This window comes from Microbulbifer sp. ABE4_465 (genome assembly GCF_056160765.1).
On the sequence record NZ_JBSWXV010000001.1, the window covers coordinates 158595 to 177290 of the forward strand.

The window sequence follows — 18696 nt, forward strand, 5'->3', positions numbered from 1 at the left end:
TTTGTTTAACCTGCCTTTCGCGCTTGCTGCAGTAATCGCTCAACAGCTTTCGCTGCGGCGACAAACCCGAAGGTGCCTGTGACCATGGTGGCGGCCCCAAAGCCGCCGCTGCAATCCAGCTTTACCCCGTTCTGCATGCGGCTTTTCTGTTGGCACACCTGACCATCGGGCTGCGGGTATACCATGGGTTCGCTGGAATAAATTGCATCCACGCCAAACTGACGTTTGCTGGATTTCTGGAAGTTGTGAAAGCGATACAGGTGCTGGCGGACTTTCGCCAGCATCGGGTCGCTGACCGTGCGCCCGAGATCGGCGCAGGTGATCTGTGTAGGATCCTGTTTGCCACCCGCCGAGCCCACGGTAATCAAACGCAGCTTGCGCGCCTTGCAATAGGCGATGAGTGCAGCCTTGACGCGGGCATTGTCGAAAGCGTCGATAACCAGGTCGATAGAATCCCGTTCCGGCGCCAGTAGCTCGGCAAAGTTATCACTGGCGATAAAGTCCTCGACGGTCTCTACGTGAATTTCCGGATTGATGTTGCGCAGGCGCTCAGCCATTGCTAATACCTTGATTTCCCCAACGCTGTGTTCCAGCGCGTGTATCTGCCGGTTGGTGTTGGTGATACACACATCATCCAGGTCGATCAGGGTGATCCTGCCGATTCCGCTGCGCGCCAGGGCTTCCGCAGTCCAGCTTCCCACACCGCCAATCCCGATCACCACCGCGTTTGCGCCGTGCAGAATCGGCAGCGCATCGGCACCATAGAGTCTTGCGATGCCGCCAAATCGCTGCAGGTAAGCGTCGCTCAGGTTCTTTTGAGTCAGGGAGTCGGGCATACGGGTTCCGGTACCACTTGCTATTGGATTGAACGATAAACCGAAAGAGGAGGGGGAGGGCACAGGGCGGAGGGGCCGCCCTGCGGGAAGGGAATCGAATCAGTGCACGTGGCCGTGGTCGACTTCTTCCGGGGTCGCTTCGCGCACGGAAACAACCTCGATGTCAAAGTGCAGCTCGACGCCCGCCAGCGGGTGGTTGCCGTTGATGGTTACCTGGTCACCGTCGATGTCGATGACTTCAACTTCGATCGGCTGACCCTCGGTGCTCTGGGCACGGAAAGCCATGCCTACTTTCAGCTCTTCGACACCACCGAATGCGCTTTTCGGCAGGGTCTGAATCAGTTCCGGATTCTGGGGGCCGTAGCCGTTTTCAGGCTCTACCACGACCTTGAACTTGTCGCCGGCACTCTTGTCCAGCATTTCCTGCTCCAGCCCGGGGATGATGTTTCCTACGCCCTGCAGGTATTTTAGCGGCTGGCCACCTTCGGATGTGTCGATCACGGTACCTTCGGCATCTTTCAGGGTGTAGTTGATCTCCACAACGCTGTGGTTAGCAATTTTCATTGGCAATCTCTTGTTTCTTGAGCGTGAGTTGTAGCGCTTACCGCTTACAGAGAAAAAGCAAACGGGGATATAGGCTGTGTGAGGGTGCATTGTATGGGGCGGCCCCGGTGGTCGCAACCGAGGCCGGAAAGGGATATCAGAGGGTATGCAGGGTAGCCGCTCAACCGGGGCTAGCAGGCGATGGACAGCGGCGTTTCACTCCGGTCGTACAGGTCGCTGACTGTGCGCACCAGCTGCCCGCTAAGCGATGCAGAAAACCCAAGTTCTAGCAGACGAGCTTCAAAATACTCCAGCAGAGCGTCAAACAAAGCGGGGTTCAGGCCGCGCGCGAGAAAGCTGGCGCGGGCGCTGTGAACCGGCTCAGCCTGCTCCGCCAGGGCGTGGCTCAGGAACTGTGCCTGGCGGGTATTCTGTTTCCCGTGTTCGGCGGTATCCTCCGTCGACAGGTACTTCCCGATGGCCTGGTAAAACTCACCTACCAGCTGGTCGACAAAGGCGCGGCCCCCAATAATGTCGAGCAGGCTGCATTCGCCCTGATTTCCGATGTTGGGGTGGACGGTGCTGCGTCGGAGCGCTGGTACTGCAGATACAACCTGTGGCATGGATGGAATCCCCCTGTGAGACGGTCATTCTGGTGTTCTTGCTGGTGCCCCTTTCCTTTTACCCTTGTGCTTTAGATAGCAATTGAGCGCGTTTAGACGCCGCTCTCATTCGGGTTGGGGCTACCGGTTTCGATATGGGCGGCAAGGTTACGGGATGGAAATACCACTGCCAACAAAACGGCAAGAAATTGTCACACTCTTCCACGGGTGTTATTGCGCTTGTTTAAATGCGCGCAATCTCCCGGCGCGGTATGCATCTGGTGCCTGTTTTTACAGCGTTTTCTGGCGGCTACTGGATTGCCATTAGCTCGAGAGAGTCATGTATGTAACCAGGTAATCAGGCGCCAGCGCACTCGGGCTGGTGATAGTGTGAATGCCACTGGTAAAATCCGTAGATTCCGTAAAGCGGCAAATCAACCACCGAGCAGGACATCCAATGGCCAGTATTTTCACCCAGATCATCAATGGCGACCTTCCGGGGCATTTTATCTGGCGCGACGACTTGGTTGTGGCAATCATGACGATCGCACCGATCAAGCCGGGTCATTGCCTGGTGATTCCGATTGAGGAGATCAACCATTGGGACGATGTACCGGCTGAAACCAGTGCGCACCTGATGCGTGTGGCGAGCAAGGTGGCCAAGGCCCAGAAGCACGTATATAGCCCCGCGCGCGTGGGCGTGATGGTGGCGGGTATCGAGGTGCCGCACACCCACTATCACCTGGTCCCGATCAACGAGATTGCCGACCTGGATTTTGCTTTGCAAGAACAGGCGGAGCCGGACGCACTGGCCGCAGAGGCGGCGAAAATCCGCGAGGCACTGGTAGAACTGGGCTATCGCGATACCACTGATTCATAGCGAGACAAGAGTCTGCATAACACTGCATCCGAAACGCGCACTGGCGGCGTCTTACTGGCAATCAGTGAATTGGCAGCCCCAGATGGGCGCCGTGCAATAAATAGGCAATGACTACAGGTAATCGGATCATGGGCTCCAGATCTTCAACTTTTGCTCGCTTTTTCACCGCTGCGCTATTGGCGCCTCTGCTGCTAATTGCCGCTTCCGGCAGCCGCGCCGAGGAAAGTCGCAGCTTTGCCGTCGACGGCTTCTCCGCCATAGTGCTGAAAGGTAGTTCTACATTGAAAGTCGTTCAGGGATCTGAGTTCTCGGTTACCGCTCACGGAGAGGATGGTGATCTCGAACACGCCAAGGCTGAGGTCAGTAACGATACTTTATCGCTGTCGGTGGAGCCGGATCGCAAGAGCCTGTTTGGCGTAGTTACCGTCAGTAGTGAGCCGGAAGTCGAATTTCGCGTGACCCTGCCGACGATTTCGTCCATACGTGTAACCGGCTCTGGAGAGGCGACGGCGGGCATCCTCGAGAGTGCCAAGCTGGATCTTCGTGTCACCGGCTCCGGGTTGATTCATGTAGAGAAAGTGGCGGCTGAGTCCCTCAATACCAATGTCACAGGATCGGGTGATTTGATCCTGGGTACTATTCTCGCAGTGCAGGGCAATACGGGTGTGACCGGCTCCGGCGATATCCGCATGGACAATTTCATCGGTGAGGCGCTCAACGCACAGATCAAAGGCTCAGGCGATATGATGATTGGCGGCAAAGTGGCCAATCTGAAGATTACCATTATGGGATCCGGTGATTTTGTAGGTCGCAATCTGCAGGCGACCAACGCCGGTGGCGCGGTGATGGGTTCGGGAGATATTGTGCTCAAGCGCCCGGCCAGTGAATCTTTCTCGGTCATGGGTTCTGGCGATATTGCTCTGGTAGAGTAATCTGGAGAATCCGGTTTTCCACCGCCACGTTTGCGCTATCAAGCGCTGCCCCTACCGGGTGTACCGCTGGAAATGGAGTTTGAGTGAGTTCTGAAAACCACGGTCGCGCCGACAAGGGCCGCCTGCACGGCCTCAAGAAACAGTTGCGCCAATTGGGTAAAGAGGCGCTGGATAAATCGCACTGGGCCGCCGAGCGCCTGCTCGACAAGCGTCTCTGTGTGGGGATCACGGGGCTCAGTGGTGCCGGTAAATCGACGCTGATCACCAGTCTGGTTTATCAGCTGAGTCATCCTGACAGGGCGCAATTGCCCGGCTTCGCGCCAGCGCTGAATGGCCGCCTCCTTGGTGCTGAGCTTCATCCCGCGATCGACACGGGGCTTCCCCTGTTCGAATATCAGCGCTGCCTCGAGGCGCTCACCGCCAGCCCCCCGCGCTGGCCAGAATCTACCCGTGACCTCTCTGCATTGGAGTTGCACCTGCATCTGCAGGGGCGCCGTCTCGGTCGCAATTATCGGCAGAAGCTGATTCTTGAATTTCGCGACTACCCGGGGGAATGGCTGATGGATCTCCCGCTGTTGCGGATGGATTTTTCCGCCTGGTGCCGGCATCAACGCGACCTTCTGGATGGCGAGACCCGCCGCGCGCTGGCGCCGGAATTACTGGCACGCCTGCAGCAGCTCAGTCCGGAAGCCACCGCAGACCCGCGTGAACTGGACAGTTTGTGGCAGGACTATCGCCAGTTCCTGCGAGACTGTCGCGGCAGCGCCCGGTTGAGTTACCTGCAACCGGGCAGGGCGCTGCTGGATAATGAGGAATACGGCTTTTTCCCGTTGCCCGCACTATCCCACCACAGTGCGGCAGAGCTGGCGGCGCTTCCCGAAGACAGTATTTATCGCGTGCTGGAGGCGCGATACCGGGATTATGTAGAGGTCCATGTGGCGCCTTTTGTGGACAGTCACTTTCGCCACCTCGATCGCCAGCTGGTGCTGGTGGACCTTATCGGCACTTTGTTCGCCGGTGAAGATGCGTTGGAAGACATGCGTATGGCGTTCGGGCATATCGCCGACACCTTTCGCTACGGAAGCAATGGTCTGTTGCGCAAACTGTGGCGTCCGCGGATCGACCGGCTTGTATTTGCCGCGACCAAAGTGGATCAGGTGCTGGCTGCCGATCACGATGCGCTGCGCCAGCTGCTGGGGCAGCAGCTGCAGCAGGTTTTTTCCGGCGCGCGCCACCGAGGCTTGCCACTCTACTGTGAGGCCATTGCCGCCGTGCGCTGCTCCAATGAAAGTGTCCGCGACGGGCGGCGCATGCTGGTGGGGCATGGCATGGACGGCAGCTACCTGGGTTTTGAAAATGCTGAAATACTCGCTCACTTACCCCAAGAGGGGGATTGGCAGCACTATAGTGGCGGTTTGCCGCCTCAGTTGCGGCCTCCGGTAGGAATCGGCCGCGAGGGGTATATGCCTCATATACGCATCGATGCGCTGCTAAATCTGTTGCTGGGAGATAAAGTGTGAAGGATGCGCCCGACAATAGCTCCGCAAAGGGGCGGGACAGCGACGGCCGGGGAGCGGAGCCCCGTCGGCAGACACGGATAGAAAACCTCGATGCCGAGGAGCCGGCACTGCGCGAACGGGCGAGCACCCGAGTGGAGTCTCTGGCAGAGGAGCCGGAGCAGTTGCCGCGCTCCATAACCACCGGTGAGTCACTCCCGGACACCATTTCATTTTCCGAATTGCGCTTGCCGGTGTTCCGTTTACGCCTTTGGAAACCGGCCCTGCTTGCCGCTCTGGCGCTGACATTTGGTGCGGTTTTTTGGGAGTTGCGCCAGTTCTTTTACTGGGCGGCGGATATGCACTGGAGCCTGGGACTGTTGGCCGGAATTGTGATCGGTACGCTGGTGGTCACCATGGCCAGTGCCGTGTGGGAATATTTTCGCGCGGGCAAACCGCTGCGCAAATTGCAGAAAACCCAGGAACTCGCCGCTCAGGTACGCGATAGTCGTGCGACAGATGCGGTAGAGCCCCTTAACCAGCAGTTGCGCGAGCTGTTTGATGGTAAACCCCAGGGCGCGCTGCTGGCGCGAGTTCAGGAAGAAACGCCAGACTATTACGATAACAGCGAGCTACTGAAACATCTCGAGCTCAACTTTTTCGAAGCCTTGGATCAGGAGGCACTGCGGCGCATTGTGCGTCACGCAACGACAACCGGAGCTCTGGTGGGGTTGAGCCCGTTTACCACACTGGACGTGCTGGTGGCGCTGCGCCAATCCATGCGCATGATCGATGATGTTGCGCAGATTTATGGTGTACGGCCATCAATTGTAGTGCGCTGGCGGCTGTTCAAGAAAATTCTCGCACTGGTGGCGTACAGTGGTGCAAGTGAATATGCAGTCAGTGAACTTTGGCCTGAGTTGGTGGGGGACAGTATGTTAAGCACTGTATCCGCCCGCCTCGGGCAGGGCATGGGCGCCAGCTTGTTTATGGCGCGGATTGGTCTTGCCGCGGTTCACAGCTGTCGCCCGATCCCGTTCTCGGAAAAGCAACGCCCCAGGCTCGGCGTGCTCACTCGCCGTATTGCGGCAAGCCTAAAAGAACGACTGTTGGGGCGTGATCAGGGACGCTGGCCAGACATGCCGGCTGAGAGTGTGGCAGAGGGGCTGAAGGAGAAAGAGCCAGCTGCACGCGGAGCTGGAAAGGGAACAAGCGGGGGGAGCTAGCCTTCACGCGGTGATGCGTTCGCGGCTATCCCCCCATACTTGGTGGTTTACTGAAACTGTTTTTTCATCAGAATCCGGGTGTGGTGCTGGTCCATTAACTTGGCCAATGTTTCGTAGCGGCTCTTGATGAACGGGTGCGGATTGTTCGCGCCAGACTCATCGGGGTACTCGACACCTTCGCGCACCAGCTGCAGTTCTTTGGCCAGGGCATCGATCGCGGTAAAGATATCCTTGGTATTTTTCTCATCGTAGAAAACGTGAGTACTGGCGGTATCCTTCAGGTACGCATTGCACTCTGATAGCCACTCGGAGCGCTGTTTCAGGAAGTTGATGGTATTGCGGATGCCACCTTTATATTCCGGCTTGAAGTTTTCATTGACGTACTTGCCGAGGCTTCGCATTCCAGAATCGACAAACTGCTCGACCAGTCCATCGCAGTATCCCTCGGTCAGATAGGAGGGGTGCGCATTTGCGGATGCGTTACCGGATGCCAACAGAATACCGAGCGTCACGGCAGCACCCAGCGCTCGCGTGAACTTCTGGCACAGGTTTGGCCGGCTGGTTGAGGTGGAGTGTGTTGTTGTTAATTTTGGCGTTTTCATTTTCGAGTGCCTTGCTGTTGTTTTCGCTATCAGGCTTGTTATTGTGATAAACATCACATAAGTATCTAAACGCCAGTCTTATGTCAACGGCTTTTAAGTGCGAAATGTCACTTATGTGCCAATTGCGGAACCAGTCCGCGTTTGCCCAGGCCAATTAGTGGTCATATAGGCCTTTTTTTTCGGCAAAAGGAGTGAGATTTGTCTGAATTTGATTTTGATCTTTTTGTGATCGGCGCCGGCTCTGGTGGCGTGCGTGCAGCGCGAATGGCTGCAGCAACCGGCATGCGCGTCGCGGTGGCGGAAGATCGGTATATGGGCGGAACCTGTGTCAACGTGGGCTGTGTGCCAAAAAAGCTATTTGTGTACGCCAGCAGCTATCGCGAGGCGTTCGAGGATGCCCAGGCTTACGGTTGGCAGGGGCAGACCGGTGCAAAATTTGTTTGGCCCACACTGCGCGACAATAACGCAAACGAGGTCGCCCGCCTGAACGGAATCTATCGCAATCTGTTGGGCAACGCCGGAGTGACCATCATTGACGGCCGGGCTACATTGACTGGGCGGCAGCAGGTGACGGTTGGAGAAAACCAGTACTCCGCTCAGCGGATTCTGGTGGCAACCGGCGGTTGGCCTTTTGTCCCGGAATTTCCCGGGAGTGAATACGCGATCACTTCCAACGAGATATTTTCTCTCGAAGAGTTTCCGAGGCGCGTGCTGGTCGTCGGCGGAGGCTATATTGCCGTGGAATTTGCCGGTATTTTTGCCGGTCTGGGAGCCGAGACGCACTTGTCCTACCGTCGGGATCTGTTCCTGCGAGGTTTCGACAATGATGTACGTCGCTTTGTGCGCGACGAGATGGAGAAAAAGTCAGTACGGCTGCATTTTCAGCATCAGGTGACATCCATCGAAAAGAGCGCAGATGGCTGTCTGCGGGTGCATGACAGTGAGGGTAATGTGCTGGAAGTGGATGCGGTTCTTTACGCCACCGGCCGCAAGCCCAACACTGCTGGCCTGGGGCTGGAAAAGCTCGGGGTAGTGCTGCACAAGGATGGGACCATTGGTGTGGATGATAACTTCCGCAGTAGTGTGACCTCGATCTATGCACTCGGTGACGTCACCGGCGGGCCCGAGCTGACCCCGGTAGCTCTGGCGGAAGCCATGGCACTGGTGAAGCACTGGCAGAGCGGTAAGACCGCAGAGATCGATTACAACAACATCCCAACGGCGGTGTTCTGTCAGCCCAACATTGGTACGGTGGGATTGACCGAAGAAGAAGCCCGTCAGGCGGGTATTCCCGTACAGGTGTTCCGCTCCGATTTTCGCGCTATGCGTCATTCGGTCAGTGGGCGGGATGAGCGCACCCTGATGAAGCTGATCGTGGATCGCAACAACGACAGAGTGGTCGGGGCGCATATGGTGGGTCCCGACGCTGGGGAAATCATTCAGGGGTTGGCGGTCGCCATGAAAGCCGGGGCAACCAAAGCTATATTTGATCAGACTATTGGCATTCACCCGACTGCGGCAGAGGAATTTGTCACCATGCGCACTCCGGTGTCGGACTGACTGATCGTAGGGCTCTATGCGGCAGTAGCAATTAAAAAAGGCGGGACAATGTCCCGCCTTTTTTATTGGTCATTGTTCACCGGAAGGCTAGAGAGCCTGCCGCACAAAAAAATTTTACAACTGCTTGGTCTGAATCCGGTGCGCTATTCAGTGACGGCCTCTACCTGCGGTATCTGGTGGCGACGGGTTTTGCGGCGGTCGCCGCGCTCTTTCAGGCAGCGTTCGGCCGAGTTGAAGGCGCCATTGACCGCTCGGTGAATGGAATCGCTCTCATTGGTAATGGTGACCGGGTTGCCGCTTACGGCGAGCTCAACGGAAGCTTTGTATTGCCTTCCTTTGTGCTTGTGTTGATGGGGGGCTTCGAGGACCACACGGCTTCGTATGATATCGCCACAATAACGTTCTAGCTTGTCCAGCTTCCTGGATACCGTGTCTGCAAGGGATGCAGATTTGTCGATGTCACGGAACACAATGTTATCGTAAGGCGCAGATTTCATGGGCACATACCTCCGGTTATAAAGGGTCCATGCAGGCCGCGATGCGCGGTTTGCTGAAAGAAGGTAGGGCGCCCTGTAGGGAGAAAATGACGGGGTTGAAAAATAGGTCACCAGAGGTCGCAGAGTCGTGGCTGTTTGAACAGCCGGTAAAATGTTTTGCGCTCGGGCCGGTTTTCAACCAGGTCAGGATTAACTCCCTGTGATCCATAATGCGATTCTCAGAAAAAAAATCAAGCACCAGAATCAATAAAATGTCATAAAAAATTGCTAGGACCTGGGGAACTTTTTCGGCTTGCGAAAACTGCGAATTGCGGCACAGGTCACTCAATGCCCTGCAATCTTGTTGGCATGGTCATTGCTGGACAAAAACGAGTGGGGTAAATTTGTCGAGGTACGTGAGGAATCGTGCGTGAGAGCGGCACCAGGCCGACCAGGGGCTTTTCGAGGGCTTTTGGCGGCAGGTTGCTCGATTTTCATACGGTCGGGGCCGAATATCGGTGCCTCGGCACATCAAGAGCGCCAGGTTAAGGGGTTTCCCGCCGGGTGCTCTCCTGAAGTAAAAAATCAAACAATGGATTTCACAATGGTGGTAAACCGTGGCCGCTCGCTGTTGATTGCGGGCCTGTTGGGGGTAATTGGCTGGAATACGGCGCTGCAGGCAGCTTCTTCGCTGACCGCGGAGCAGAACAGGCTTGCACGGATGGAGCAAGTTCAGGAAAACCGGTTGGTTGAGCTGGAGGATGTCGAGAACGAAATGCTGGCTTATGAGTATAAGCTGCAACGTGCTCAAGACTCGCTCAGCAAGGCGCGGGATAATTACCAGCAGAGCCTCGTGGCCCTGAAAACCGCAGAGCGCGAGCACAAGGGTGCGCCCAGCACGGATACTGAGCGCGCCCTGCACAAGGCGCGCCACGCCCACGATATGGCTGAACGCGGCGTCGATAGCCGCAATCGACGGGTGGAGATTATCCAGTCCAATTTCGCAGAGCTTGAGCAGCGACTGACTCAGTCGCGCGAGTCTGTCGCCGGCGGCAAGTCTCGGTTGGCCACTCAGCAAGCGCTGGTGGACTCCCTGGTAAAGTCGATGTTGACGGAGGCCAAGACCAAGGCTCAGGCGAAGAAGGTCGAGCAGGCGCAAAGCGCTCAGCCAGCGGTAGCCATGTCCCAGCCGAAGATCCCCGAGCCGACCCTGGCATCGCTGACGCCCGCGGAAGTTGCGCCGGCGGAGGCGCCGATTGCCGAGGATGCAGCACCGGCGGAAGCCGTGCGTGAGATAGACCCGGAGTTGCTCGATTACGTGCGCGGCGAGCGCGATCGCCTGGAAAAGCTGTTGGGTGAGCTCGATGAGGGCGAAGATGGCAAGCAGACCTTCCGCAACCTGACCCTCAAGCCTTCAGGTGAGGATTCCATTGAGTTCGAGTTTCTTGGTCAGAACCAGTACAAGTTGATTGCGCCGGTCAGTGCTGGCCGTCAGACGTACAAAATCAACTCCTGGCGTTTCCGGCGGACAATTCCATCGGACGATAATGGAGAGCGCTACGTATTTATTTTTGACGCCCGGCGCCTTTCGCGCCCGCGTCTGGTGATGTATCCCGAGTACGTATTGTCGCAACTCGACTAGCAGGTCAATCTACTGCTTTTCCCTCGAGCAGGGGGGGGATCGCGAGAGCCCGCCCGGTTTAGCCCCCTGGCGGGCTTTTTTGTGTCCTGAGGTTCACCCGGACTAGGGCTTCCCCGATAGTGGCGTGGTCACCAGTGGTTGATACTGGCTGCCACCGGGGGCGAGCAGGCTTCGGTAGAGCGTAAGGTTATCCAGTGCGCAACTGAGGTCGGCGGGGATAGGCGGGAGACGGGAAAATCCGGAATTACTGCGAGCGAGGGTGAAGTGGGGACGAAATGATTTCCGCTCAGGTACTTTGCCGATGGATCGCATGAGTACCTGGCACGCCTGGTGTAATTTGGCCAGTGCTGGAGAGGGAAGGAGCTCTGCGGCAAACAGCTGTGCGCGGGCTTTGGGGAAGGGATGAGCGCTGACAATTTTTCCGGCCAGCGGCGCAGACTGCGCGGCGATTTTTAGCAGCTGCTGCTCGATGGCGTCGAGGTGGACAGGATCGGTTTCACCAAGGAAGGCGAGGGTTAGGTGACGATTGCTGTGGCTGATCCAGCGACAGTTTCTGGGCATACCGCGCTGCCTGGCTTCGGCACAAATTCCGTCGAGGAAGCGCTGGGTGTTTCGGTCCGGTGCGATCCCAATGAACAGGCGAACCAGACCGGTATCCCGATGTGACTCATTCGAGTGCGCATTTTTTTTCATGTTTTTTTATTTTTTGATCTTGAAGCCGATTTGGTCGGCCCTATATCTATGGGTAAGGGAGCAGGCTCGACAGAGGTGTTCCCGAATCGCCGGATACCCACATAAGGGGTGCTTAACCGGCAAACAACCGCCTGGTACTCAGGGTACAGGCACTCTTTCAATATTGCTCTGAATTGAGGATATGACAATGCGTAATATCGATTTTTCTCCCCTTTACCGTTCCGCTATCGGCTTTGACCGACTCGCTAACCTGCTGGACTCCATGCACAGCACGGAGCAGAGTCAGCCGGCATACCCCCCGTACAATATCGAATTGACCGGAGAAGATGCGTACCGTATTTCCATGGCTGTAGCCGGCTTTGAACAGTCTGAGCTGGATATCCAGATGGAGCAGAACCGCTTGACTGTCAGCGGTAAAAAGCCCGTCGACGACAATCAGCGCAATTTTCTGCATCGCGGAATTGCTGCGCGTAATTTCGAGCGACGTTTTCAGCTCGCGGATCACGTGCGTGTAGTGGGTGCTCAGATGTCAAACGGATTGCTGCACATTGAGCTTGTGCGCGAAATCCCCGAGGCGATGAAGCCACGCAAAATTGAAATTTCCAACGGTAATCTGTTGCAGTCCAAATCATCAGGTCCGAAGGCCGTTGCAGCAGAGGGACAACAGGAGAAGGGCGAGCAAGCCGCCTGATTGTGACCTCACAAAAACCTGAAGTAGACCGGCAGGAGCCTCCTGGCACCTGCCCCCTGTGCCGCCTCCGGGCGGCACAGCCGTTTCTCTACCATCGTGATCGCCGCAAAAAAGTTCGCGAAGATGTCGATGATGATGGTTTGCGCCGGTACTACCAGTGCACTCGCTGTGCGCTAGTGTATGTCCCTCCGCAATTTCACCTTTCCCCCGTTGAAGAAAAAGCCTATTACGATCTGCACGAAAACAATCTGCAGGATTCTGGTTACGAGCGGTTTCTTAGTCGTTGTGCCGAACCGTTGATCTCCGCCTTGCCAAACGGATCGACAGGACTGGATTTTGGCTGTGGCCCGGCGCCGTTACTGGCTAGTCTGCTGGAACGTGCCGGCCACAAAATGACGACCTACGATCTTTATTATCAGCCTGATACTTCCGTGCTGGAGCGGTCCTATGATTTTATTGTCAGTACCGAAGTGGTGGAGCACCTGAGTGCCCCGGGTGAAGTAATTGAGGCGTTGTGGCGGCGAGTCAATCGGGGCGGGATGCTTGCGCTGATGACCAAGTTGGTGCTTTCCCGTGAGCGCTTTGCCAGCTGGCACTATATTCGCGATCCCACCCACATCAGTTTCTTCTGTGCCGAGACATTTTCCTGGTTGGCGAAGCACCTGGATGCGGATCTTGAAATTATTGGCTCCGATGTGATTTTCCTGCGGCGACGGGACTGAGTGTGTATGTGATTGCCTGGCGTGTCAGGTGCGCACTCGAATCATCAGGTGTTAACCCGGAATAGTTTTGCTCGCACCGTAGTCCGGTATTCACTCGGGGTGGTGGACAGAAATTTTTTAAACAGGGCAGTAAAATGCCCCATATCCTGGTAGCCCACTTTCTCAGCAATTTCATTGACCGATAAATTGCTGGACTGAAGCAGCTCCCGGGCCATATCAACACGCACATTTTGCAGGTATTGCAGCGGTGTCTGTCCGGTGGCCAGCTTGAAGCGACGGTTGAATGAGCGCACGCTCATGTCGAATGTTTTTGCCACCTCACTCAATTTCACGTCTTCACTGCAGTGCTGCTTGAGCCAGGTCTGTGCCTGCACGATTTCTTCATCCGGGTGCAGGTGCACCGCGCCTTCGGAATAGGCGATTTCTTCAAAGGGTCTGCGAATTTCGTGGGAGAAGTTGCGTTCTACATGGCTCGCAACCGAGGGGCCGTAGAGCTGGCGAATCAGGTGCACGGTGACATCGGCCAGTGCGTTTACGCTGGCTGCGCAAAACAGTTTGTCAGCCTGAGTGATGAAATACTGGCGTTTTAGCTTTACCTCCGGGTAGTCGGCGGCAAATCGCTCAAAGTAGTGCCAGTGCGTAGTAGCCGGCTTGCCATCCAGTAATCCAGCCTCGGCAAGAAAACAGACACCGGTGCCAACAGCACTTATGGCAGCGCCTTTTTCGGCCTGGTCGTTCAGCCAATCCAGAAGGGGCTGGCTGCGTTTGAGTGCCGGGCGCGGATTACGCCAGAGCGCGGGCAAGTAGATGATATCGCTGTCGGGTACTTGGGCGAGTGCCAGGTCGGGTGCCAGACTGAATCCAGAGCGCGACCTGACCGGGGCGCCATCGATGCTGGCTGTGACCAGTTTAAGGGGCGAGGACTTTCCCTCGGCCCTGGCCCGGCTCTCCGCCCCGCGCAGCATCTCGAGGGGTAGCATGGTGCCTGTGGAAAGCATCTGGTCGATCAGCAGGAAGGTAACGGTGGGCATGGGGTAACTCTCTGGGGTAACTCGCTACTGCGGCTTTCTGGTGTAACTCGCAACGGAACCGGTGGGTTTCCGGGGAGATCCAATCCGTTCGCCGCCAGATACCTGCGGCCACGGAAGCTGGCGCCATTGCCATGGGAGGGTCACCCCGGAGCCAATGGCCAGATGGTCAAAATTGCTGGCCAGTATGCCCATAACGAGGCCGAATCGCCAGCCCCTAAACTGACGCTCATCCGAATTTATCGGGTCATTTCGTTTCGTATTTCCGTATCAGGCTGGAGGTCAGGATGCAGCGCCTACCCGTTATTACTGCGTTTGGGGGATTCAATCCCGCTGGTCGCAGTTCCTTTCATCGCGGCTACAAGCGCGTGGTGTTGGATCGTCTCGGGGTTGAGGAGCGCACCGATGTGCTGTCCGATCTGGCCGCTTTGATGGGGTTGCGCACGGGCGATGATGCGAGGGGGCCATTGAGTGCAGAGCTCGAGCAGCAGGTGCTGAATGGCACCCTGGTGCGGGAGCTCGAATCCCGCTTCTACGATTACCGCCAGTGCCACTTTCATCAACCGGCATCACTGTCCAGTGATGGCGGCTTTACCTTCGAAATGTCCGCCCGCCAGCTGCCCAATCCGCTGCCCGCCGACTGGCAGATAGAAACCCTTGAAACTGGCAAGGTTAAGGTCCGCGCCGGCAGCCTGTCAGTGATGCTTGATAGCCACCGGGAGATTGCGGTGGCCTCCGCGGGCCAGCTGCCCACGGGTTTTGAGCCCGGGGAGCAATACAATTCCCGCTTCCACCCCCGCGGCCTGCAGCTTGCGATTCTCGGTGCCTCCGACGCGGTGCAGTCTCTGGGCATCGACTGGGACAAGGTGGCTGAAAGGGTCGGACCCGATAATATTTCCGTCTATGCCAGCTCTGCCATGAGCCAGCTGGATACCAATGGCAATGGTGGACTGCTGCAGTCGCGTCTGCGCGGTGGTCGCGTCAGCTCCAAGCAGCTGGCCCTGGGCCTTACCAGTATGCCGGCAGACTTCGTCAATGCGTATGTGCTCGGTAGCTTCGGTACCACTGGTGCGATTGCCGGTGCCTGCGCTTCTTACCTCTACAACTTGCGCTCCGCGGTGGAAGACATTCGCTGTGGCCGCGCCCGCGTTGCGGTGGTGGGCGCTGCGGAGGCGCCGCTGGTGCCGGAAGTGGTGGACGGCTACGCCACCATGGGTGCACTGGCGAACCTGGATGGCCTGCGCAAAATCTTCGGCGACAACATCGATTTCCGCCGCGCCAGCCGCCCATTTGGCGACAACTGTGGTTTCACCCTGGGTGAGGGCAGTCAGTGGGTGGTGTTGATGGACGATGAGCTGGCCCTGGAGCTCGGTGCGCCCATTCACGGTGCCGTTGCCAACGTGTTTGTGAATGCGGACGGGCCCAAGAAATCCATTTCCGCGCCGGGGCCGGGCAATTACCTGACCGTGGCCCGCGCCATGGCAGAGGTCCGTGCAATTCTCGGTGACGAAAGCCTTCGCCAGCGCAGCTTCGTGCAGGCGCACGGTTCCAGCACCCCGCAGAACCGGGTGACGGAATCGGCGATTTTTGACCGCCTGGCCGGCGCTTTCGGTATTGAAGGTTGGCCGGTATGTGCGGTGAAAGCTTTTGTGGGTCACACCGTGGCGGCTGCCAGTGGCGATCAGCTGATTACCAGTCTGGGCATGTTTGATCGCGGTATTTTGCCGGGTATCACCACCATCGATCGGATTGCGGACGATGTGCATCACGAACACCTGGCGCTGTCCATGAGTCATGTTGAGCGCGACCCCAAATCTCTGGATGTCGCCTTCCTGAATTCCAAGGGTTTCGGTGGCAATAATGCAACCGCCAGCGTGCTCGCGCCTCATATCACCGAGCGTATGCTGGCCAAGCGCCACGGTCAGGCGGCGTTTACCGCCTATCAGAAGCGCAACGAAGCCGTTGCCGAGCAGTCCGCCGCTTATGACGCCAAGGCAAGTCGTGGCGACCTCAACGCCATCTATCGATTCGGTGAGGGTCTGATCGAGGAGTCTGCTATCGAAATGGATGCGCACAACCTGACCCTGCCTGGTGGCGCTGGTGCCATTTCCCTGGACGCCGAGAACCCCTTCGCGGATATGGTCTGATTCGGTAGCGGCACATGTCTTCTGTTGAAGGCCTGTGCCGCCCCAGTAAATGCTGACCGGTTTCGACCGAATATCCAGGCGACCTCTCCACACTGTCCTCCCTATTTCCCGCTATGCTTGCTGCGCACACCGCCGTTGTCGGGGTGGTGCTCATAGAGAAAATAATTCCCGGTTTGTGAACGAGCGGGTCAAATTTTGATCGGAATCCGTGCGTGACCACAATATTTGCACTCGTATGCACCAAACCGGACAGTGGATATGGCAGAAATGGTATTCAAACACACGTTTGAATCTGGCTATACTTGGCGCGTTGACTGATTTCGGACAGTGCGTCATCAACCGGCAACACATTCGCCGCACGCTGTTTGCGGCGAGTCCAATCTCAGTCTTGCACAACCCGACCCCCGGACCGGTACATTGACCGCAATGACACCGGGTCACCAATCAATGAGGTCAATAATGTTATTTAGTGGCAAAGCGCTATCCGTGCAGATGCTGGACAACGGCATCGCGGAACTGAAATTCGATCTGGAAGGCGAATCCGTCAACAAATTCAATCGTCTCACGGTATCGGAATTTTCCGACGCTCTGGATGCGATTGAAAGAGCGGGCGATATCAAAGGTCTGCTGCTGACCAGTGGCAAGAATGTATTTATCGTCGGTGCCGACATTACCGAATTCGGCGGAGCTTTCTCCGCGGGTCCGGAAGGCATCGCCGAGCTGATGAACAAAAACAACGAGAACATCAACCGCCTGGAAGACCTCCCGTTCCCCACCGCAGTGGCGATCAACGGTTACGCGCTGGGTGGCGGCTTCGAAGTCTGCCTGGGTTGTGATTTCCGTCTAATGGGCGACAAGGCCAAAGTTGGCTTGCCGGAAGTGAAGCTGGGCCTAATCCCGGGCTGGGGTGGCACCGTGCGCCTGCCGCGCGTGGTTGGCGTGGACGTGGCGGCCGAGTGGATCGCCGCCGGTAAAGAGCAGCGCCCGGACGCGGCACTGACTGCCCACGCGGTGGATGCTGTTGTTCCTACCGACAAACTGAAAGACGCCGCACTGAAATTGCTTGGCCGCGCCATCGCTGGCGAGCTGGATTACATGCAGCGTCGCGAGAACAAAAAGTCTCCGATTCCGCTGAACGACACTGAAGCGCTGATGGCCTTCTTTACCACCAAGGCGTTTGTTGGTCAGCAGGCCGGTCGCAATTACCCGTCTCCGGTCAATGCGGTGACTTCCATCGAGCAGGGCTACAAAGTCGATCGCGACGAAGCACTGAAAATCGAGCAGCAGCAATTTATTGCCAGCGCCCAGACCGAAACCGCCAAATCTCTGGTGGGACTGTTTCTGAATGATCAGAAAGTTGGCAAAGTGGCAAAAGGCTGGGAGAAAAAGTCCGATAAGGATATTGAGCGCGCCGCAGTACTGGGTGCCGGCATTATGGGCGGTGGTATTGCCTACCAGTCTGCCTATAAAGGTACGCCGATCAAAATGAAGGATATTGCTCAGGACGGTATCGACCTGGGTCTGAAAGAAGCGGGCAAACTGCTCACTAAGCTGGTCGATCGTGGCCGTATGACCCCCGCCAAAATGGCGGAGACGCTGAATCGCATTGAGCCGACCCTGAGCTACGACGGATTCGATGATGTTGATATTGTTGTCGAAGCCGTGGTGGAAAACCCCAAGGTAAAGCACGCGGTGCTGAAAGAAGTGGAAACCAAGGTTTCAGACGATACGGTGATCGCGTCCAACACCTCTACCATCTCTATCGATACCCTGGCCGAGCCGCTGTCCCGTCCGGAAAATTTCCTCGGTATGCACTTCTTCAACCCGGTACATAAAATGCCGCTGGTGGAAGTGATTCGCGGTGAGAAAACGTCCGAAACCGCTATTGCACGGGTTGTGGCTTATGCCAACAAGATGGGCAAGAAAGCCATCGTGGTGCGTGACTGCCCCGGATTCCTGGTTAACCGCGTGCTGTTTCCGTACTTCGCGGGCTTCGCCATGCTGGTGCGCGACGGTGCGGACTTCCAGGCCGTCGATAAGGTCATGGAGCGCTGGGGCTGGCCGATGGGCCCGGCTTACCTGATGGATGTGGTTGGCATCGATACCGGTGTACACGCTGAGCAGGTAATGGCGGAAGGCTTCCCGGAGCGTATGGGTAAAACCTTTACCGCGGCTTCCGATGTGATGTACGAAGCGGGTCGCTACGGCCAGAAAAACGGCAAAGGCTTCTACGTTTACGAAGAAGATAAAAAAGGTCGCCCGAAAAAAGTCGCTACCGAAGAGGCTTACGAACTGCTCAAGCCCCACGCTGCTGACCGTCGCGAATTTGAAAACGACGAAATCATTGAGCGTATGATGGTGCCGATGGCGACCGAACTGGCGCGCTGTCTGGAAGAGGGTATCGTGAGCTCTCCGGCGGAAGCCGACATGGCACTGATTTACGGCATCGGCTTCCCGCCGTTCCGCGGTGGCATCTTCGCCTGGTTGGACAGCATTGGTCTGGACACCTTCGTGAAGATGGCCGAGAAGCACAGTGACCTGGGTCCGCTGTACGAGCCGACCAAAGGTATGCGTGAAATGGCTGCCAGCGGCAAAACCTACTACGGCGACAAGTAAGGAG

At 56.9% G+C, this 18696-nt stretch carries 18 protein-coding genes; 10 read left to right on the top strand and 8 right to left on the bottom strand.

The window, feature by feature from the left end; translation table 11 throughout:
- Positions 1 to 5: 5 nt before the first annotated feature.
- The 3 genes from tcdA to ACXAG1_RS00695 form a co-directional block, all read right to left on the bottom strand.
- Entirely contained in the window at positions 6 to 836 is an 831-nt protein-coding gene (gene tcdA, locus ACXAG1_RS00685) for a tRNA cyclic N6-threonylcarbamoyladenosine(37) synthase TcdA (RefSeq protein WP_475118626.1), read from the bottom strand.
- 99 nt (positions 837 to 935) lie between these two features.
- Entirely contained in the window at positions 936 to 1400 is a 465-nt protein-coding gene (locus ACXAG1_RS00690) for an FKBP-type peptidyl-prolyl cis-trans isomerase (protein WP_475093316.1), read from the bottom strand.
- Between the two features lie 170 nt (positions 1401 to 1570).
- Positions 1571 to 2002, bottom strand: a complete 432-nt coding sequence (locus ACXAG1_RS00695) for a hypothetical protein (protein ID WP_475093315.1) — start codon at positions 2000 to 2002, stop codon at positions 1571 to 1573.
- Positions 2003 to 2438: 436 nt separating this feature from the next.
- Between ACXAG1_RS00695 and ACXAG1_RS00700 the strand changes: the two genes are divergently transcribed.
- The 4 genes from ACXAG1_RS00700 (at position 2439) to ACXAG1_RS00715 (ending at position 6515) form a co-directional block, all read left to right on the top strand.
- The gene (locus ACXAG1_RS00700) at positions 2439 to 2861 is read left to right on the top strand and encodes an HIT family protein (protein WP_475093314.1); all 423 of its coding nucleotides are present in this window, start codon (positions 2439 to 2441) and stop codon (positions 2859 to 2861) included.
- A gap of 128 nt (positions 2862 to 2989) precedes the next feature.
- On the top strand, positions 2990 to 3793 hold the full coding sequence (locus ACXAG1_RS00705; protein ID WP_475093313.1) for a GIN domain-containing protein: 804 nt from the start codon (positions 2990 to 2992) through the stop codon (positions 3791 to 3793).
- An 83-nt stretch (positions 3794 to 3876) separates the two neighbouring features.
- Positions 3877 to 5313: a YcjX family protein gene (locus ACXAG1_RS00710; protein WP_475118627.1), complete on the top strand. Its 1437-nt coding sequence runs from the start codon at positions 3877 to 3879 to the stop codon at positions 5311 to 5313.
- Positions 5310 to 6515, top strand: a complete 1206-nt coding sequence (locus tag ACXAG1_RS00715; protein WP_475118628.1) for a TIGR01620 family protein — start codon at positions 5310 to 5312, stop codon at positions 6513 to 6515. Before ACXAG1_RS00710 ends, ACXAG1_RS00715 begins: the two co-directional genes overlap by 4 nt.
- A gap of 47 nt (positions 6516 to 6562) precedes the next feature.
- Here the strand turns inward: ACXAG1_RS00715 and ACXAG1_RS00720 are convergent, their stop codons facing one another.
- The gene (locus ACXAG1_RS00720) at positions 6563 to 7117 is read right to left on the bottom strand and encodes a hypothetical protein (RefSeq protein ID WP_475118629.1); all 555 of its coding nucleotides are present in this window, start codon (positions 7115 to 7117) and stop codon (positions 6563 to 6565) included.
- A gap of 198 nt (positions 7118 to 7315) precedes the next feature.
- Here ACXAG1_RS00720 and gorA point away from each other — a divergent pair, with 198 nt between their 5' ends.
- Positions 7316 to 8677 carry a glutathione-disulfide reductase gene (gene gorA / locus ACXAG1_RS00725; RefSeq protein WP_475093309.1) on the top strand — a complete coding sequence of 454 codons (1362 nt, stop codon included), beginning with the start codon at positions 7316 to 7318 and terminating at the stop codon, positions 8675 to 8677.
- Positions 8678 to 8820: 143 nt separating this feature from the next.
- Here the strand turns inward: gorA and ACXAG1_RS00730 are convergent, their stop codons facing one another.
- Together ACXAG1_RS00730 and ACXAG1_RS00735 are read right to left on the bottom strand one after the other, a co-directional pair.
- A complete protein-coding gene (locus tag ACXAG1_RS00730) occupies positions 8821 to 9174 on the bottom strand; it encodes an HPF/RaiA family ribosome-associated protein (protein ID WP_475093308.1) in 354 nt (117 codons plus the stop codon).
- A gap of 16 nt (positions 9175 to 9190) precedes the next feature.
- Positions 9191 to 9502: a hypothetical protein gene (locus ACXAG1_RS00735; RefSeq protein WP_475093307.1), complete on the bottom strand. Its 312-nt coding sequence runs from the start codon at positions 9500 to 9502 to the stop codon at positions 9191 to 9193.
- A gap of 255 nt (positions 9503 to 9757) precedes the next feature.
- Here ACXAG1_RS00735 and ACXAG1_RS00740 point away from each other — a divergent pair, with 255 nt between their 5' ends.
- Positions 9758 to 10795 (top strand): hypothetical protein, encoded by a 1038-nt coding sequence (locus ACXAG1_RS00740; RefSeq protein ID WP_475093306.1) that lies wholly within the window; start codon positions 9758 to 9760, stop codon positions 10793 to 10795.
- Positions 10796 to 10897: 102 nt separating this feature from the next.
- On the opposite strand, the gene thpR is transcribed toward ACXAG1_RS00740, so the two are convergent.
- Positions 10898 to 11488: an RNA 2',3'-cyclic phosphodiesterase gene (gene thpR, locus ACXAG1_RS00745; protein WP_475118630.1), complete on the bottom strand. Its 591-nt coding sequence runs from the start codon at positions 11486 to 11488 to the stop codon at positions 10898 to 10900.
- 187 nt (positions 11489 to 11675) lie between these two features.
- Here thpR and ACXAG1_RS00750 point away from each other — a divergent pair, with 187 nt between their 5' ends.
- Positions 11676 to 12179, top strand: a complete 504-nt coding sequence (locus ACXAG1_RS00750; RefSeq protein ID WP_475093304.1) for an Hsp20 family protein — start codon at positions 11676 to 11678, stop codon at positions 12177 to 12179.
- 176 nt (positions 12180 to 12355) lie between these two features.
- On the top strand, positions 12356 to 12901 hold the full coding sequence (locus ACXAG1_RS00755; protein WP_475093303.1) for a class I SAM-dependent methyltransferase: 546 nt from the start codon (positions 12356 to 12358) through the stop codon (positions 12899 to 12901).
- 44 nt (positions 12902 to 12945) lie between these two features.
- Here the strand turns inward: ACXAG1_RS00755 and ACXAG1_RS00760 are convergent, their stop codons facing one another.
- Complete coding sequence (locus ACXAG1_RS00760) at positions 12946 to 13932, bottom strand: GlxA family transcriptional regulator (protein WP_475093302.1); 987 nt, start codon at positions 13930 to 13932, stop codon at positions 12946 to 12948.
- A 284-nt stretch (positions 13933 to 14216) separates the two neighbouring features.
- Here ACXAG1_RS00760 and ACXAG1_RS00765 point away from each other — a divergent pair, with 284 nt between their 5' ends.
- Together ACXAG1_RS00765 and fadB are read left to right on the top strand one after the other, a co-directional pair.
- The gene (locus ACXAG1_RS00765) at positions 14217 to 16076 is read left to right on the top strand and encodes a beta-ketoacyl synthase (RefSeq protein ID WP_475118631.1); all 1860 of its coding nucleotides are present in this window, start codon (positions 14217 to 14219) and stop codon (positions 16074 to 16076) included.
- 459 nt (positions 16077 to 16535) lie between these two features.
- A complete protein-coding gene (fadB, locus tag ACXAG1_RS00770; protein ID WP_475093300.1) occupies positions 16536 to 18692 on the top strand; it encodes a fatty acid oxidation complex subunit alpha FadB in 2157 nt (718 codons plus the stop codon).
- The last annotated feature ends 4 nt before the right edge of the window (positions 18693 to 18696 follow it).

Excerpts from the sequence above, each read along its gene's own strand:
- ACXAG1_RS00760 (WP_475093302.1), bottom strand. The coding sequence starts at position 13,932 with ATGCCCACCGTTACCTTCCTGCTGATCGACCAGATGCTTTCCACAGGC.
- ACXAG1_RS00695 (WP_475093315.1), bottom strand. The coding sequence starts at position 2,002 with ATGCCACAGGTTGTATCTGCAGTACCAGCGCTCCGACGCAGCACCGTC.
- ACXAG1_RS00720 (WP_475118629.1), bottom strand. The coding sequence starts at position 7,117 with ATGAAAACGCCAAAATTAACAACAACACACTCCACCTCAACCAGCCGG.
- ACXAG1_RS00740 (WP_475093306.1), top strand. The coding sequence starts at position 9,758 with ATGGTGGTAAACCGTGGCCGCTCGCTGTTGATTGCGGGCCTGTTGGGG.
- ACXAG1_RS00700 (WP_475093314.1), top strand. The coding sequence starts at position 2,439 with ATGGCCAGTATTTTCACCCAGATCATCAATGGCGACCTTCCGGGGCAT.
- ACXAG1_RS00730 (WP_475093308.1), bottom strand. The coding sequence starts at position 9,174 with ATGAAATCTGCGCCTTACGATAACATTGTGTTCCGTGACATCGACAAA.
- ACXAG1_RS00750 (WP_475093304.1), top strand. The coding sequence starts at position 11,676 with ATGCGTAATATCGATTTTTCTCCCCTTTACCGTTCCGCTATCGGCTTT.
- ACXAG1_RS00705 (WP_475093313.1), top strand. The coding sequence starts at position 2,990 with ATGGGCTCCAGATCTTCAACTTTTGCTCGCTTTTTCACCGCTGCGCTA.
- ACXAG1_RS00690 (WP_475093316.1), bottom strand. The coding sequence starts at position 1,400 with ATGAAAATTGCTAACCACAGCGTTGTGGAGATCAACTACACCCTGAAA.
- ACXAG1_RS00765 (WP_475118631.1), top strand. The coding sequence starts at position 14,217 with ATGCAGCGCCTACCCGTTATTACTGCGTTTGGGGGATTCAATCCCGCT.
- thpR (WP_475118630.1), bottom strand. The coding sequence starts at position 11,488 with ATGAAAAAAAATGCGCACTCGAATGAGTCACATCGGGATACCGGTCTG.
- tcdA (WP_475118626.1), bottom strand. The coding sequence starts at position 836 with ATGCCCGACTCCCTGACTCAAAAGAACCTGAGCGACGCTTACCTGCAG.
- fadB (WP_475093300.1), top strand. The coding sequence starts at position 16,536 with ATGTTATTTAGTGGCAAAGCGCTATCCGTGCAGATGCTGGACAACGGC.